This is a genomic window from Mesorhizobium sp. WSM4306, from assembly GCF_007003975.1.
GTDB lineage: Bacteria > Pseudomonadota > Alphaproteobacteria > Rhizobiales > Rhizobiaceae > Mesorhizobium.
Window position 1 is genome coordinate 35,440 of the sequence record NZ_VFTC01000015.1, and the last position, 16,334, is coordinate 51,773.

The following is a 16,334-nucleotide window of genomic DNA, read 5'->3' on the forward strand; positions in this document are numbered from 1 at the left end:
TGGCTGACGCCCGGCCGCGCTGCACGCGCGCCCGGGACGGAGTAAGGTCAGCGGCAGAGAGACCCGAAACCGTCAACAAGGAGGCGAAACGGTGCTGCGATTCCTGGCCATGCGCATAGCATCCGCAATACCGGTTCTCGTCATTTTGAGCCTGGTCACCTTTGCCATTATCCAGGCGCCGCCGGGCGACTATGCCGACTATATCCGCTCGCAGCTCATCAACCAGGGCGGCGCTTCTTTTGCCGAGGCCGACGCGCAAGCGCAGGCCTACCGCGTCGAGCATGGTCTCGATAAACCGCTGCCGGTCCAGTACCTGAACTGGATCGCCGGCATCGTCACCCGCGGCGATTTCGGCTACAGCCTCTACTACAACAAGCCGGTCGCCGCCGTGGTCGGCGAGCGGCTGCCACGCACGCTGCTGCTGGCGCTGGTCTGCCACCTGCTTGCTTCGGTGCTCGGCATCACCTTCGGCATCTGGGCAGCGACGCGGCAATACACCTGGATCGATTCGACGCTTTCGGCCATTTCCTTCCTCGGCATGACCGTGCCGCGCTTCCTGATGGCGCTGATCATCGTCTATCTCCTGGTCTTCCAGTTCAACGTGTCGGAGATCGGCAGTTTCTTCTCACCGCAATATGGCGGCGCGCCGTGGTCGTGGGCGAAGTTCGCCGACCTCGTCAAACATGTCTGGCCGGTGGTGGCGATCGCCACCTTTGGCGGCCTCGCCTACAATATGCGCGTCATGCGCGGCAATCTGCTCGATACGCTCAACGCCCAATATGTCGAGACGGCCAAGGCCAAGGGGCTCACCGGCGGCGCCGTCGTCATGCGCCATGCCGTGCCCAATGCGCTGCACCCGCTCATCATGTATCAGGGCGTGGTGCTGCCCTACATGCTGACCGGCGAGATCGAGACGGCGATCATCTTCGCGCTGCCGACGGTCGGGCCGGCGATTGTCGGTTCGATGGCGGTCGGCGACGTCTATGTCACGGCGACGTTCATGATGGTGCTTTCGGCGACGCTGATCGTCGGCAACATCATCGCCGACATGCTGCTTGCGCTGCTCGACCCGCGCGTGCGCCAGTTCGGAGAGAGCTAGATGCTGGCACGCGACCCATCTCCGCCGCCGCCGGCCGAAGCAACAGCGATTCCGACACCGCGCGGCAATGAGAGCTACATGGCGCTGGTCTGGCGCCGGCTGAGGCGCTCCTGGACCGGCATGGCCGGGCTGATCCTTGTCGTGCTTCTTGTGCTGATGGCGCTGTTCGCCGATTTCTTCGCGCCGATGGACCCTAAGGCGACCGATGTCGCTTTCGCCCCACCGCAAGTGATGAGTTTTCACGACAAGGACGGCAATTTCGTGCTGCAGCCGCGGGTCTATGCGCTGGCGGATTCGGCTGACCTCGACCCGGTCACCTTTCAGCCGGTCGTCGGGCCGGACTACGAGCATCCGCGCCTGCTCGGCTTCTTCGTTAAGGGTGCCGAGTACCGGCTGCTGGGGCTGATCCCCGCCAACCGGCATTTCTTCGCCTCGACCGACGGCCAGCCGGTGCATCTCCTCGGCACCGACAAGTTCGGCCGGGATGTGCTTTCGCGCGCCATCCAGGGTTCGCGCGTTTCGCTGATGATCGCGCTGACGGTGGTGTTCATCATCACCGTCATCGGCACCACGGTCGGCATGGTCTCGGGCTATTTCGGCGGCCGGTTCGATGTCTGGGTGCAGCGCTTTGTCGAGTTGGTGCTGGCCTTCCCGCAACTGCCGCTTTATCTGGCGCTGACGACGCTGATCCCGGTGACCGCGCCGACCAACGTCTTCCTCGCCTTCGTCATCATCGTCATGTCGGCGCTCGGCTGGGCGCAGATGTCGCGCGAGGTGCGCGGCAAGACGCTGGCGCTGGCGCGGATCGACTACGTGCGCGCCGCCATGGCGGTCGGCGCCACCGACATGCGCATCATCATGCAGCACATCTTTCCCAATGTGATGAGCCACGTCATTGTTGCCGTGACCATCGCGATCCCGACGGTGGTGCTGCTTGAAGCCTTTCTTGGTTTCCTCGGCTTCGCGGTGAAACCGCCGCTGATCTCGTGGGGTCTGATGCTGCAGGACACCGCGACCTATTCGGTCATCGGCACCTATCCGTGGATCCTGTCGCCGGTCGGCTTCGTGCTGATCACCGTGTTTGCCTTCAACGCGCTGGGCGACGGCCTGCGCGATGCCGTCGATCCCTATTGAGGTGACCAGGATGACCGTCGCGCTCGCAGCCACCTTCGCACCAGCCGTCCGGCTCGACCATGCCGGACGCCACGACCAACCGATCATCGATGCCCGCAACGTCGAGGTCGCCTTCAAGGTCGAGCACGGTGTCGTCGAGGCGGTAAAGGATGTCTCGTTCCAGCTTTATCGCGGCGAGACGATCGCTATCGTCGGCGAGTCCGGCTCGGGAAAGTCGGTGACGGCGCGCACCGTCATGGGGTTGCTGTCAAAGCGGGCCACCGTCTCTGCGAAATCAACCGTCGACTATTGCGGGCAGGACATACTGAAATTTCCGGAGAGCGCACGGCGCAAGCTGCGCGGCAACCGCATCTCGATGATCTTCCAGGAGCCGATGAGCTCGCTCAACCCGATCTATACGGTCGGCAGCCAGATTGTCGAAGCAATCCGGGTGCACCGCAAGGTGAGCCGTAGAGAGGCCTGGGCGCGGGCGCTCGAGCTGCTGCGGCATGTCCAGATCCCCGAGCCGGAAGCGCGCATCAAGCAGTATCCGCACCAGATGTCGGGCGGGCAGCGCCAGCGTGTGATGATCGCCATGGCTTTGGCCAACGACCCCGATGTGCTGATTGCCGACGAGCCGACGACGGCGCTCGACGTCACGGTGCAGGCGCAGATCCTCAACCTGATCCGCAATCTGCAAAAAGAGCTCAGGATGGCGGTGATCCTCATCACCCACGACCTCACCGTGGTGCGGAAATTCTCCGACTATGTCTATGTCATGCAGTATGGCGAGATGTGCGAGCACAACGTCACCGAGCGTCTGTTCGCTGACCCGCAGCATCCCTACACCAAACGGTTGCTCGCCTCCGAGCCACACGGCAAGCCACAGCCGCTGCCGGAGAACAGCGGCACCATCCTCGAGGCCCACGACATGCGTGTCTGCTTCATGCTGCGCCATGGCAGCTTCCTGAAGCCGGACTGGCGCGAACTCGTCGCCGTCGACGATCTCGGCCTGAAACTTTGCCGCCACGAAACACTTGGGCTGGTTGGTGAATCCGGCTCCGGCAAGACCACGTTCGGTCTCGCTCTACTCAAACTTACCGATGCCAAGCGCGGCGAGATCAGCTTCGACGGCCAGCCGATCCAGGGCCTGTCGCGCACCGAGATGCGGCCGCTTCGCTCACGCATGCAGGTCGTCTTCCAGGATCCGTTCTCCTCGCTCAATCCGCGCATGACGATCGGCCAGATCATCGAGGAAGGGTTGGTCGTCAACAGGTTAGGGGCGACGCGGCGCGAGCGGGTCGAGCGGGTGCGCGACGCCCTGGTCAGCGCCGGCATGCCCGGCAACATCCTGTCGCGCTTTCCGCACGAATTTTCCGGCGGCCAGCGGCAGCGCATCGCGATTGCGCGCGCCATCGCGCTGCAGCCCGAATTCATCCTGCTCGACGAGCCGACATCGGCGCTCGACCTTTCGGTGCAGGCGCAGATCATTGACCTGTTGCGCAAGCTGCAGGACGAACGCGGCTTGAGCTACCTCTTCATTTCGCACGACCTGAAGGTGGTGCGCGCGCTCTGCCACCGCGTCATCGTCATGCAGAACGGCAAGATCGTCGAACAGGGACCCGTCGACGAGGTCCTCACCCATCCCAAGACCGCCTACACCGAACGGCTCGTCAGGGCCGCCTTCGACGTGGCGTAGCAAAGTGCCGGAGGTTTAACGTGGCAAGACATCCCAGGATCACCTTCATTGGCGCCGGTTCGACCGTGTTCATGAAGAACATTGTCGGCGACGTGCTGCAGCGGCCATCGCTGTCGAATGCTACGATCGCGCTGATGGACATCAATCCGCAGCGGCTGGAAGAGAGCGCTATCGTCGTCAACAAGCTGATCGCGACGCTCGGGGTGAAGGCGAAGGCCGAGACCTATTCCGACCAGAAGAAGGCGCTCGCCGGCGCCGACTTCGTCGTCGTCGCCTTCCAGATCGGCGGCTATGAGCCGTGCACCGTCACCGATTTCGAGGTGCCGAAGAAGTACGGCCTGCGCCAGACAATCGCCGACACGCTCGGTGTCGGCGGCATCATGCGCGGCCTCAGGACCGTACCGCATCTGTGGAAGATCTGCGAGGACATGCTGGCTGTCTGTCCGCAGGCGATCATGCTGCAGTACGTCAACCCGATGGCGATCAACACCTGGGCTATCGCGGAGAAATATCCTGAGATCAAACAGGTCGGCCTTTGCCATTCGGTGCAAGGCACGGCGATGGAGTTGGCGCACGATCTCGACATTCCCTACGAGGAAATCCGCTACCGCTCGGCCGGCATCAACCACATGGCCTTCTATCTCAAATTCGAGCATCGCCAGCCGGACGGCACTTACCGCAACCTCTATCCGGACCTGGTCCGCGCCTATCGCGAGGGCAGAGCGCCGAAGCCGGGCTGGAACCCGCGCTGCCCCAACAAGGTGCGCTACGAGATGCTGACGCGGCTCGGCTATTTCGTCACCGAAAGCTCGGAGCATTTCGCCGAATACACGCCCTATTTCATCAAGGAAGGGCGCCCCGACCTGATCGAGAAATTCGGCATTCCGCTCGACGAATATCCCAAGCGCTGCATCGAGCAGATCGAGCGCTGGAAGGGACAGGCCGAGGCCTATAAGTCGGCCGACCGCATCGAGGTCGAGCAGTCGAAGGAATACGCCTCCTCGATCATGAATTCGGTGTGGACCGGCGAGCCGTCGGTGATCTACGGCAATGTCCGCAACAATGGCTGCATCACCTCGCTGCCGGACAATTGCGCAGCCGAGGTGCCGTGCCTGGTCGATGCCTCAGGCATCCAGCCGACCTATATTGGCGCGCTGCCGCCGCAGCTCACCGCGCTGATCCGCACCAACATCAACGTGCAGGAACTGACGGTGCAGGCGCTGATGACGGAAAACCGCGAGCACATCTACCACGCGGCGATGATGGACCCGCACACGGCGGCCGAACTCGACCTCGACCAGATATGGTCGCTGGTCGATGATCTGCTCGCCGCTCATGGCGACTGGCTGCCGGCCTGGGCGCGTGGGAGCGCCAAAGTCCGGGCGGCCTGATCGCCGCTGCTGCTGCGGCCTCTCCCTGCGTTGTCAAGCGTGCGGCGGCGCCGGCAGCCGGTGGCGCAGTTCCTCGACCAGGACGCGCTCGTTTTCCGAATAGTCGATCGGGACGACGACGAGATGGACGCCGCCCGCGGTGAACGCCGTTTCGAGCGTCGGCTTGAGGTCGGCAATGGCGCCGACCCTAGTGCCCCTGGCGCCATAGGCTTCGGCATAGCGGACGAAATCGGGGTTGCCGAAGGTCATGCCGAAATCGGGAAACTGGTCGACCGCCTGCTTCCAGCGGATCATGCCGAAAGCGTGGTCCTCGATGATCAGCACGATGAGGTTGAGTTTCAGCCTGACGGCGGTTTCCAGTTCCTGGCTGTTCATCATGAAGCCGCCATCGCCGCAGATCGCCATGACGCGCCGCCCGGGATAGAGCATCGCGGCGGTCATCGCCGAAGGCAGGCCGGCGCCCATCGTGGCCAGCGCGTTGTCGAGCAGCAGCGTGTTGGCGACCCGTGTGCGGTAGTTGCGCGCGAACCAGATCTTGTACATGCCATTGTCGAGCGCCAGGATGCCGTCCGCCGGCATCACCGCGCGGATATCATGGACCAGGCGCTGCGGCGTGAAGCGATCCTCGGTGGCGCGGGCGGCAATGCGGTTCAAGATGCCTTCGCGCAGCGGCAGGAGCGCTTGCGCGTTGGGGATCTTGCCCTCAAGGCGATCGGCAAGCAGCCTGAGCGAGGCGCCGATGTCGCCGATCACTTCGGTCTGCGGGAAATAGACCTGTTCGACATTTGCCGGCTGGTAGCCGACATGGATCACTTTCGGTCCCTTGTCGCCCATGATGAAGGGCGGCTTCTCGATCGTGTCGTGTCCGATGGTGATGATGAGGTCGGCCTGTTCGATCGCCTCATGCACATAGTCGCGCTCGGAAAGCGCGGCCGTGCCCATATAGAGCTCGGTCCCGCCGGGCACCGTGCCCTTGCCCATCTGCGTGGTGAAATAGGGAATGCCGGTTCGCAGCACGAACTGAGCGAGGTCGGAGGTCGAGCGCGGTCGCGAGGCGGCGGCACCCAGCATCGCCAGCGGACGCTGCGCCTTGATGATCATCTCCGCGGCACGGTCGAGCGCCAGCGGGCTCGCCAGAGGCAGCTCGACCGGATGCGGCGGGATCAGCGCGACATCGTCGCATTCCTCGGCCGCGATGTCCTCCGGCAGTTCCAGATGCACCGGCCCCGGACGCTCCTCCTCGGCAATGCGGAAGGCTTCGCGCACCACGGCGGGAATTGTCCTCGGCGAGATGATCTGACGCGACAGCTTTGTCAACGGCTTCATCGCGGCGACGATATCGACAATCTGGAAGCGAGCCTGGCGCGACGACCGGATTCCCTTCTGCCCGGTGATCATGATCATCGGCATGGCGCCGAGCAACGCATAGGCAGCACCGGTCGTCAGGTTCAGGGCACCAGGCCCGAGCGTGGTGATGCACACACCTGGCTTGCCGGTGAGCCTGCCATGGGTGGCGGCCATGAAGGCTGCCGCCTGCTCATGGCGGGTCAGGATGAGCTGGATCGAGGATTTGCGGATGGATTCCACGACATCGAGATTCTCTTCGCCCGGAATGCCGAAGATGCGATCGACGCCCTCATTCTCGAGAGCGGCTACAAGCAGGTCTGAACCTTTGGGCACGAAGCGTCTCCTGGGCGAAGTGGCGGCTAACCGCGTCGGGATATGGTCAGACATAGTCCCGAAAAAGCCCTAGCGCGAGGCACGGCCGCCGCCAACGTCGTTTTGCCTTACAGACCGTTCTGTTTCCGCGGCCTGAGACCAGCGAGCGTTTCGGGCAAACGGAAAAAAAATTCCCTAGGGATGGCGCTGGGCGACCAATCCTTGCTTCTTGCGACAGGCGCAAGCCTGTAAATAGGTATGAAGCGGGCCTGCCCGCCGCGCGAGAGGTGCCCAGAATATGCCCAATCCAACCGTCGTCGGATTTTCCGGCAATTTCACCCGGCCGTCCAAGACGCGCGGCTTCGTCGACCAGGTCGTCAGGGATATTGCGCGCCAGCATGGCTTGTCGGCGAGCACCTATGACATCGAAGACCTCGGCCCGTCGCTGGGCGCAGCCAAATGGGCGCGCGATCTCGATAGCCAGGCGCGGGCAATTTTCGACAGCGTCGTCAATGCCGATGTGCTGGTGGTCGGTTCGCCGACCTACAAAGGCAGCTACACCGGCCTGTTCAAGCACTTTTTCGATCTGTTCGATCCGGCTTCCTTGCGCGGCAAGCCGGTGGTGCTGCTTGCCACCGGCGGCAACGATCGCCATGCGTTGATCGTCGAGCACCAGTTGCGGCCGCTGTTCGGCTTCTTCGAAGCGCTGACGCTGCCGACAGGGATCTACGCCACGGACAAGGATTTTTCCGACGGCGTGCTGAGGGCCGAACCGATCCTGAAGCGCGTCGAGCAGGTTGTTGGCGAGGTCGGGCTGGTGCTGGCCAATCGCTCGGCCGCCGGCGTCGCTGCCGGATAGAATGCAGCGAGCAGGTCGCCTCCAGCCTTAACGGCTCGGGAATGAAAAAAGGCCCGCCACCGACGCGAATCGTGACGGGCCTCCTTGGAGTACGCCGGGCCACCCACCGCCCGACTGCTTTCAAAACTATCCGGCGGAAGGATCGTTCCGCGAGATTCCTGCAAGTCCTCACGTCATAGCCAAAATCAACACCCCGCCGGCTAGGCCTGGCGGGGTATTGATTGGAGGGTCTGGATCGAATGGGAGCGATCCGGTTGAAAAACGCCAATGCCGAGCAAAGGTTCCCGCGCTCGCGGTCATCGTGAGCGGCGACGACAAAGGGGCTTGGCCCAACTCCGAAATCCAATTCAGGACCGATTTGTCGCGATAACTAATTCCTGTCAGCCGGCTTGGAGCGCATCCTCGACACCGTCTCGCGCTCGGCGCGCTTGGAGCGCAGCGGGGGCAGGCCGCGGTCGATCAGGTCCATGTCCTCCAGCACCATGTCGCCCATGCGCTTGAAGGCGATGTCGAGCGCGCCGGCGCGGTGAGCGGAGCGCAGGAAGCCGGGCATGGTGCGGACTGGGTGATCCTGTGCCAGCGGCTCTTCGGGAAAGACATCGCTGGCGGCAAGGATGTGGCCGCTCTTCACCGCTGCCATCAGAGCAGGGAAGTCGACCACGCCGGCGCGGCTGAGCAGGATGAAGGCAGCGCCCTTGCGCATCGAGGCAAAGGCATCGGCGCCGAGAAAGCCCTGGTTCTCCGAGGTCACTGAAGCGACGACGAAGACGAAGTCGCTCGATGTCAGGACATCGTCGAGCGAGGCCGGCTCGACGCCATTGTCGATCAGGATCGACGGCGGCAGCCAAGGATCGAAGACTTTGGTGCGGGTGCGAAAGCCCGACAGAAGTCGGTTCAGCGCGCGGCCGAGATCGCCGAAGCCGATAATGCCGACATCGGCCCCGGAAAGCAGCCGCGCGGTCTGGTTGCCGTCGCCGCCCCACAGCTCCTCGCCCCTGCGGAACGCAAGGTCGGCATCGACGATGTTGCGGGCGAGGTTGAGCGCCATGGCAAGGCCGAGTTCGGCCACCGGCTCGGCGAAGACCAGGCCGGTGGTGACGACATGGATGCCGCGCGCAAACAGCGTCTCATAGGGCATGTTGTTGACCAGGTTGGTCTCGACATTGAAGACGCAGCGCAGCGCTTTCATTGCCTCCAGCGTCTCGGACGAGATCGGCGGCTGGCCGATGATGTAGCGGGCTTCGGCCAGCACATCGGCCGGCAGTTTCGCCACGCCGTCGGCCGTCGTCTCGACAATGCGGTAGTGCGCCTTGAGGCGCGCCAGCTGTGGCGGGGTGAAGATCAGCTCGAGCGTGCGTGGTTCCGGCGCGCTGATGCCCAGCGGCAAGGCCTTGTTCGGCATGACTATCCCTCCCGGCGCGACCCGCATCGCGTATTTTTGCTTTGCACTTGTCGTTATCCCAAAACCGCATCACACTTTAGGGCGACATGCGCTCAACGGGTAAAATACCCACGATTAAACGATTTACAACTTCGAAAAATCGATTTACTCATTCTCCAGCGGACGGAATGCTTCAGTCCGCGCGTCGGGAGGAGAACCAATGGCGCACAGGCAGGACCAGCAGCGGCGTGCGTCGATCCACGACGTGGCAAGCCGCGCCGGCGTGTCTGCCGCCACCGTCTCCAAGGTCATGGCCGGCGTCATCACGGTGAAGCCGGAGAATGCGCAGCGCGTCTTGGAAGCCGTCGAGCAACTGGGTTACCGCGTCGACCCGCTGGCCTCCGACATGCGCCGGGCCAAGCGCCGCATCATCGGCGCCATCATGCCCGAGTTCGAAAGCGAGTTTTTCGGCCAGATGGTCACCCAGCTCGAGGGCCTCGCCGAGCAGCGCGGCTACACGCTGGTGGCGGCGTCGAGCCGTGAATCGGAAGCGCGTGAGAAGGAAATCCTCGCCCGCATGCATGACTGGCGCGTCGCCGGCGTGGTGCTGGCGCCGGTGCGCAACGAGCATGGGCCGGCGGCCGAGTTCATGAAGGCCAATGGCATGACCGGCGTGTTGATCGACCGTGTGTTGTCCGACGACGCCTTCGACACGGTGTCGGCCGACAGTGCCGCGGCCAGCGCCGAAGTGGCGCGCGAACTGATCGCCAAGGGCCATCGCCATATACTGGTCGTCGGCCTCGGCGAGCAGGCGGCGACGGTCCGCGCCCGCCTCGACGGGTTTCGCACCGCCGCGCTCAAACTGGCGCCGGATGTGCGCATCGATGTCGTGCTCGCCGAAACCGGTGTCGAGCCGCTGCGAGCGCAGTTGCGCGAGTATTTCGCCAAAGGCGAGCGGCCGACGGCCGTCTATTCGCTGTTCCTCAAGGGCACGCTGGTGGCGCTGTCGGAATTCCGCCGGCGCGGCTGGCATTGCCCCAACGATATTTCGCTGGTCGGCTTCGACGACGCCGAATGGATGCAGGTGACATGGCCGGCCATCGCCGCCGTTGTGCAGCCGGTGCGCCAGATCGCCGGCCACGCCATGGAGGCGCTGTTTGCAAGGATTGAAGGTGGGGAGGGGCCGGCGATCGCGCGGCTCGAGCCTTGCCGGGTTTTGATGCGGGAATCCGTTGGCTCGCCAGGTGTGGCGGCCGGTGGCGGACAATCCCGATGATGTCATCGGCGTCGGCCTGCCGTTCCTGCGCGCGGAAGCGAGGAAGGCAGGGCTGACGCTCGGCAGATAATCATCTGCCGAAGGCGTTGTATCAATCAGAACGGATAGTGCTGGGCGGGATCCTCGATGGTCAGCCAGCGCAGGTCGGTGAATTCGGCGATCGAGGCCTTGCCGCCGAAGCGGCCATAGCCCGAACCCTTGACGCCGCCGAACGGCATTTGCGCCTCGTCGCCGACGGTCGGGCCGTTGATGTGGCAGATGCCGGCTTCGATGCGCGCAGCAACGGCAAAAGCGCGGCGGATGTCGCGGCTGAAGACGGCCGACGACAGGCCGTATTCGGTGTCGTTGGCGACGCGCACGGCCTCGTCCTCGCCATTGACGCGGATCACCGGCTTGACCGGCCCGAAGGATTCTTCCGAATAGACGCGCATCGCCGGCGTGACATGGTCGAGCAATGTTGCTTCGACCACGGTTCCGGTGCGCTTGCCGCCGGCCACCAGCTTCGCGCCCTGGGCGACGGCGTCGGCAACCAGTTCTTCCATCTTGTCGGCGGACTGGCTGCTGATCAGCGAACCCAGCACGACATGGCCGCGCGGGTCGCCGGCCGGCAATCCAGAGGCGCGGGCGGCGAGCTTGGCGACGAATTCGTCGGCGACCTTTTCATCGACGACCAGCCGCTCGGTCGACATGCAGATCTGGCCCTGGTGCATGTAGGCGCCGAAGGCAGCCGCATTGACCGCGGCGTCGATGTCGGCATCGTCGAGCACCACCAGCGGCGCCTTGCCGCCGAGCTCAAGCAGGGCCGGCTTCAGGTGTTTGCCGGCGAATTCTGCGATGATCCTGCCGACCTTGGTCGAGCCAGTGAAATTGACGCGCCTGACCGCAGGATGCGCGACCAGCGCCTCGACAATTGCCGCCGCATCCTTCGGGTCGTTGGTGACGACATTGATGACGCCCTTGGGCAGGCCGGCCTCGACCAGCACCTGGCCGATCAGCCGGTGCGTGCCTGGGCACATTTCGGAGGCCTTCAGCACCACGGTGTTGCCGCAGGCGATCGGCATGGCGATGGCGCGGGTGCCGAGAATGACCGGGGCATTCCACGGTGCGATGCCGAGGCACACGCCGGCCGGCTGGCGGATCGCCATGGCCAGCGTGCCGGGCTTGTCGGAGGGGATGACCTCGCCCGAAATCTGCGTCGTCATCGCGGCCGCCTCGCGCAACATTTTGGCGGCCAGCATGACGTTGAAACCGGCCCAGGGGCCGGTGGCGCCGGTCTCTTCCATCATCAATTTGGTGAATTCGCCGACCTTGGAATCCATCACATCGGCTGCCTTGGCGAGCAAGGCGCGGCGTTCGCCCGGTCCGGTCTTCGACCAGGTCTTGAAGGCGGTGGCCGCAGCTTCGACGGCCGCATTGGCATCGGTTACGCTGGCGGCTGCGGCGCGCGTCGCCAACTTGCCGGTGAACGGGTCCAAGCGCTCGTAAGAGGCCGAACCGGACGCATCCCTTTTGTCGCCGTCGATCAGAAGTCCGATATCCATTGTTTTCTCCCTCGCTCGCCGTCGAGCGCCTTTTCTATCTTGTTGTTGACCATGATCTAATCCGAAAACCGGGTTCCCACTTTTCGGGATCGTGGTCTAGAAGCCGAGCACTTCGGCGTTGATCGATGCTTCGAGGCCGCCGTCGACCGGCACGTTGGCGCCGTTGACCCAGCGCGCGCCGTCCGAGCACAGGAACAGCACGACAGGCGCAATGTCGCCCGAGGTGCCGGTGCGTCCGACCCGGGCGATGTCGCTGTCGACGCGGGCGTCGCCGAGCACGCTGCGGAACTGTTTCAGGATCGGTGTCTCCACCGGGCCGGGGCTCACCGCATTGACGCGGATGCCGCGGCTCCTGAACAGGTCCTGATGCGCGGCGCGCTGCGTCCACAGAAGCAGCAGTTCCTTGGAGACGGGGTAGCCTTCCTCGTTCTTCACCTGATGGTCGGCGACCACTTTGGCGACATCGGGAAAGCCCTCGATGCCGACCATCGACGCTGCACGGTTGAGGTTGGCGCGCCAGCCATAGCCGGCGATCGAAGCGACGTTGACGATGGTGCCGCCTTCGCGAAGTCGTGGCGCGAGACCTTCCGAAAGTGCGCGCAGACCGTAGAAGTTGACAGCCAGTGTCGACACCGCGCCGGTGTTGCCGGAGAGGCCGGCGACGTTGCAGAGCGCGTCGATGCGCTGCGGCAGGGATGCGACGAGATCATCGACGCCGGCCTTGGACGAGATGTCGGCCTTGACGAAACTGCCGACTGTTGCTGCCGGCTCGCGCACGTCGACGCCGATCACATCCGCGCCAAGTTGGCAGGCGAGCTCCGCCGTCCGCGCGCCGATGCCGGACGCGACACCGGTTATGAGAATGGTCTTGCCGAAAAGCATGGTCACGCTTTCTCCCGATGTGCTGTTGCCTGTTGCGATGTTGGCACGGTGTCGCTGTCGGTGGCGTTTGCCGGCAGCCTGACGCGATAGCCGACCGGCAGCAGGCGCAGGCCAAAGCGCTCCTCCAGCGTTCCCCATAGGCCGCGCGGCAGGAACAGCGAGAACAGCACCGCGGTGGCGCCAAGGCCGATGAGATACCAGACGCCGGTGCCGCCGAACCAGGTCTCGATGAGGAAGAACAGCAGCGCGCCGAGAATTGCGCCCTCGAAGGTGCCGATGCCGCCGACCAGCACCATAAAGATCATGTAGGCAGTCCACTGGACGTTGAAGTAGGTTTTCGGCTGGAAGGTGATGGAGGTGGCCAGCCACAGCGCGCCGGCAATGCCGATGCCGAAGGCGGCGAGCACGAACAGAAGCCGCTTGGTGCCGGTGACGCGTACGCCGACCGACGCGGCGGCATCCTCATTGTCCCTGATAGCGCGGATGGCGGCACCCGTGCTGCCGCGCAGCAGGCCGAACAGGATGGCGAGCAGCGCGGTCATCGCGGCCAGCGCCAGCCAGTAGATCGTCGCCCGTCTGGCGCCGGCGTCATAGACGTTGAGCGAAATCAGCGACGTCCCGGTTTCGCCTTGCACCAGCCGGTCGAGATTGACCAGGAGATGGGTGAGGGCCGCGATCACCCACATGCCGATGGCGAACTCGCCATTCCTCAGCCGGAGCATGAACAGCGACATCGGCCAGGAGATCGCGCCGACGATGATCGCCGAGACGAACAGCGAGGCGAACGGGTTGAGGCCGGCATCGGCCAGGCGAATGGCGAAATAGGCGCCGAGGCCGAAGAACACTTGCTGTCCCACAGAGACCAGGCCGCCGAAGCCGGCCAGCGCATTCCACATCGCCGCCAGGATCACATAGATGAACAAGGCGGTCATGCGGTCGACCGCGCCGGCCGACAGGAATTGCGGCGCATCGGCGAGCAGCACGATGATCACGACGACCGCGATCGCCGAGATGCGCGAGGCCGGGGTGCCGCGCTCGATGACGGGAGACGTTGAAACTGCGCTCATGTCGTCTTCCTCGCTGGCAGGCGCAGCAGGCCACGCAGGCCGAGGCCGGACGTGGAGAGCCGGATGAACAACACGATCAGGAAGGCGACATGGCCGCCGATCAGGAAGCCTTGCGGATGCACCTGCGCGCCGAGCGTCTGGGCAAGCGCCAGCACGATGCCGCCGAGAAGTGTGCCCCACAGAGAGCCGGCGCCGCCGATCACCGCCGCCTCGAAAGCGAACAGCAATTGCGGTGCGCCGGTATAGGGATCGAAGGTGGCGCGCATGCCGAGAAAGGCGCCGGCAAGACCGACGGTGACCATGGCGATGGCCGCGGCAAGGGCGTTGGCGCGGCGCGCGTCGACGCCGACGAGACCGGCCGTATCGGGATCTTCCGAGGTGGCGCGGATCGAGCGGCCAAGCCTGGTGCGGGTCAGGAACAGCTGCAGCCCGCCGAGCAGGGTGACGGCGGCGGCGAACATGATGACGGCAAGCTTGCCGACATAGATGCTGCCCGGCCACTCCCAGGAATCGTAGGACAGGCTGCCGATATAGGGCGCCAGCGACCGTGTGTCGGCGCCGAATTGCTCGAACAGCGCATTGTCGATGACGATGGCGAGGCCGAATGTGGTGAGGATCGGCAGCAGCGCGCCGCCGCGTGCGCTGCGCTCGAGCAGGAAGCGTTGCAGCGCCCAGCCGATCGCCGCCATCAGCGGCAGGACGATGAGCAGGCCGACGAAAGGCGAGATGTGGAAGCGTGAGGCGAGCCACCACAGCGCATAGGCCGAAAATACGGCAAGGCTGCCATGCGCGAGGTTGATGATGCGCATCACCGAAAACATGAAGGAGAGGCCGCAGGCGATCAGCGCGTAGTAGCCGCCGAGCAGAATGCCCTGGACGATCTGGTTGCTCATGCCGGCACACTCCCGGCGCTTTTCCTGTGCAGGCCGAAATAGGCCTTCGTCACCTCGTCGCGCGAGACGCCCTTGCTCGAACCCTCGAGCGCCACGCGTCCTTCGAGCATGCAGATGACTTTGTCCGAGACCGAGAGCGCGCGGTTAAGGTCCTGTTCGACCAGGATGATCGTCGTGCCGGAACTGATCAGGCCCTGCAGCGAGGCGTAGACGCGGTCGACCACCAGCGGCGACAGGCCGAGCGAGACCTCGTCGAGCAGCAGCAGCTCGGGATTGCTCATCAGCGCGCGGCCAATTGCGGTGGCCTGCTGCTCGCCGCCGGAGAGATGCCCGGTCTTGGCGTGGCGGCGCGGCTTCAGATTGGGAAAGGTGTCGAGCACTCGTTCCACGCTCCAGTCGCCGGGACGGCCGGCGGTCTTGCCGAGCAGGAGGTTCTCTTCGACGGTCATCTGAACGAACAGCTTTCGTCCCTCGGGCACCAGCGCGACGCCCATGCCGACGCGCTTGTGCGACGGCACGCCGGTGATATCGGCGCCGTCCAGCAGCACACGGCCGGCTGTCGGCTGATGCGCGCCGGCGATTGCCCTGAGCAACGTCGTCTTGCCGGCGCCATTGGCGCCGACCAGCGCCAGCGTTTCGCCGCGCTCGATCGCAAAGCTCACACCGCGCACTGCCTGTAAGAGGCCGTGCCGGACAACCAGGTTCTCGATTGCGAGCAGGCTCATTTCGGGCCTCCACCGAGATAGGCGCGCACGACTTCCGGATCGGCCATCACCGCCTGCGGCTCGCCGTCGGCGATGATCTTGCCGGCATCCATGCAGATCAGCCGCTCGGCCACCTGCAGCAGGATGTGGACGATGTGCTCGATCCAGACGATGCCGATCTTGCGCCGGCGCAATTCCTTGATCGTGTCGACGAGCTCGCTGGCCTCGCCATCGGTCAGTCCGCCGCCGATCTCGTCGAGCAGAAGCAATGTCGGTCTCGCCGCAAGCGCGCGGGCCAGTTCCAGCCGCTTGCGGTCGAGCAGGCCGAGCGTTTCGGCCCGCCGGTTGGCGACGCCCAGCATGCCGCACAGTTTCAGTGACGCCAGCGCCTCCTCATAGGCCTCGTCGCGGGCGAGACCGGCGCCATGCGACGCGGCGACAAAGACATTTTCGAACGTGGTCATGCCGCTGAACGGCTTCGGCACCTGGTGCGTGCGCACCAGGCCGAGACGACAGCGCTGCGTTGCCGGCATCGCCGTCACGTCGCCGCCCTTGAAGGCAACGGTGCCGGCACTCGGCGGAAAGGCGCCTGAAAGGACGCTGAGCAGCGTCGTCTTGCCGGCGCCGTTCGGGCCGACAATGCCGACCGCCTTGTCGGCCATCATGGCGAAGTCGATATCGTCGAGTACCACCAGCGCGCCGAAGCGTTTGTGGATGCCGGCGGCGCTGAGGATCGCAGCGTTTGCTGAACCGTTCACGATGCGATCCCC

At 64.6% G+C, this 16,334-nt stretch carries 14 protein-coding genes; 6 read left to right on the plus strand and 8 right to left on the minus strand.

The window, feature by feature from the left end:
- Window positions 1-91: 91 nt before the first annotated feature.
- Genes FJV77_RS18440 through FJV77_RS18455 form a run of 4 tightly spaced genes read left to right on the plus strand, consistent with a single transcriptional unit; the run spans window position 92 to window position 5,302 of the window.
- Window positions 92-1,099 carry an ABC transporter permease gene (locus tag FJV77_RS18440; RefSeq protein ID WP_142868193.1) on the plus strand — a complete coding sequence of 336 codons (1,008 nt, stop codon included), beginning with the start codon at window positions 92-94 and terminating at the stop codon, window positions 1,097-1,099.
- Window positions 1,100-2,233, plus strand: a complete 1,134-nt coding sequence (locus FJV77_RS18445; protein ID WP_142868194.1) for an ABC transporter permease — start codon at window positions 1,100-1,102, stop codon at window positions 2,231-2,233.
- A gap of 10 nt (window positions 2,234-2,243) precedes the next feature.
- On the plus strand, window positions 2,244-3,911 hold the full coding sequence (locus tag FJV77_RS18450; protein WP_142868195.1) for an ABC transporter ATP-binding protein: 1,668 nt from the start codon (window positions 2,244-2,246) through the stop codon (window positions 3,909-3,911).
- 20 nt (window positions 3,912-3,931) lie between these two features.
- Entirely contained in the window at window positions 3,932-5,302 is a 1,371-nt protein-coding gene (locus FJV77_RS18455) for an alpha-glucosidase/alpha-galactosidase (protein ID WP_142868196.1), read from the plus strand.
- Window positions 5,303-5,335: 33 nt separating this feature from the next.
- Here FJV77_RS18455 and FJV77_RS18460 read toward each other — a convergent pair whose 3' ends face one another.
- Window positions 5,336-6,982: an acetolactate synthase large subunit gene (locus tag FJV77_RS18460; RefSeq protein ID WP_142868197.1), complete on the minus strand. Its 1,647-nt coding sequence runs from the start codon at window positions 6,980-6,982 to the stop codon at window positions 5,336-5,338.
- Window positions 6,983-7,259: 277 nt separating this feature from the next.
- Between FJV77_RS18460 and msuE the strand changes: the two genes are divergently transcribed.
- On the plus strand, window positions 7,260-7,820 hold the full coding sequence (gene msuE, locus FJV77_RS18465; RefSeq protein WP_142868198.1) for an FMN reductase: 561 nt from the start codon (window positions 7,260-7,262) through the stop codon (window positions 7,818-7,820).
- 370 nt (window positions 7,821-8,190) lie between these two features.
- On the opposite strand, the gene FJV77_RS18470 is transcribed toward msuE, so the two are convergent.
- Window positions 8,191-9,222, minus strand: coding sequence for a hydroxyacid dehydrogenase (locus FJV77_RS18470; RefSeq protein WP_142868199.1), 1,032 nt, complete (start codon window positions 9,220-9,222; stop codon window positions 8,191-8,193).
- A 199-nt stretch (window positions 9,223-9,421) separates the two neighbouring features.
- On the opposite strand from FJV77_RS18470, the gene FJV77_RS18475 reads away from it, so the two are divergent.
- Window positions 9,422-10,477: a LacI family DNA-binding transcriptional regulator gene (locus tag FJV77_RS18475; protein ID WP_142868200.1), complete on the plus strand. Its 1,056-nt coding sequence runs from the start codon at window positions 9,422-9,424 to the stop codon at window positions 10,475-10,477.
- A gap of 95 nt (window positions 10,478-10,572) precedes the next feature.
- On the opposite strand, the gene FJV77_RS18485 is transcribed toward FJV77_RS18475, so the two are convergent.
- From FJV77_RS18485 to FJV77_RS18510, 6 genes are all read right to left on the minus strand, one after another.
- A complete protein-coding gene (locus FJV77_RS18485; RefSeq protein WP_142868201.1) occupies window positions 10,573-12,018 on the minus strand; it encodes an aldehyde dehydrogenase in 1,446 nt (481 codons plus the stop codon).
- 96 nt (window positions 12,019-12,114) lie between these two features.
- On the minus strand, window positions 12,115-12,900 hold the full coding sequence (locus tag FJV77_RS18490) for a coniferyl-alcohol dehydrogenase (RefSeq protein WP_142868285.1): 786 nt from the start codon (window positions 12,898-12,900) through the stop codon (window positions 12,115-12,117).
- A gap of 2 nt (window positions 12,901-12,902) precedes the next feature.
- Window positions 12,903-13,967 (minus strand): branched-chain amino acid ABC transporter permease, encoded by a 1,065-nt coding sequence (locus FJV77_RS18495; RefSeq protein ID WP_142868202.1) that lies wholly within the window; start codon window positions 13,965-13,967, stop codon window positions 12,903-12,905.
- On the minus strand, window positions 13,964-14,860 hold the full coding sequence (locus tag FJV77_RS18500; RefSeq protein ID WP_142868203.1) for a branched-chain amino acid ABC transporter permease: 897 nt from the start codon (window positions 14,858-14,860) through the stop codon (window positions 13,964-13,966). The genes FJV77_RS18495 and FJV77_RS18500 overlap by 4 nt, the downstream gene beginning before the upstream one ends.
- Window positions 14,857-15,585, minus strand: a complete 729-nt coding sequence (locus FJV77_RS18505) for an ABC transporter ATP-binding protein (protein WP_142868204.1) — start codon at window positions 15,583-15,585, stop codon at window positions 14,857-14,859. Before FJV77_RS18505 ends, FJV77_RS18500 begins: the two co-directional genes overlap by 4 nt.
- Window positions 15,582-16,322: an ABC transporter ATP-binding protein gene (locus FJV77_RS18510; RefSeq protein ID WP_281408588.1), complete on the minus strand. Its 741-nt coding sequence runs from the start codon at window positions 16,320-16,322 to the stop codon at window positions 15,582-15,584. Before FJV77_RS18510 ends, FJV77_RS18505 begins: the two co-directional genes overlap by 4 nt.
- Window positions 16,323-16,334 lie beyond the last annotated feature (12 nt).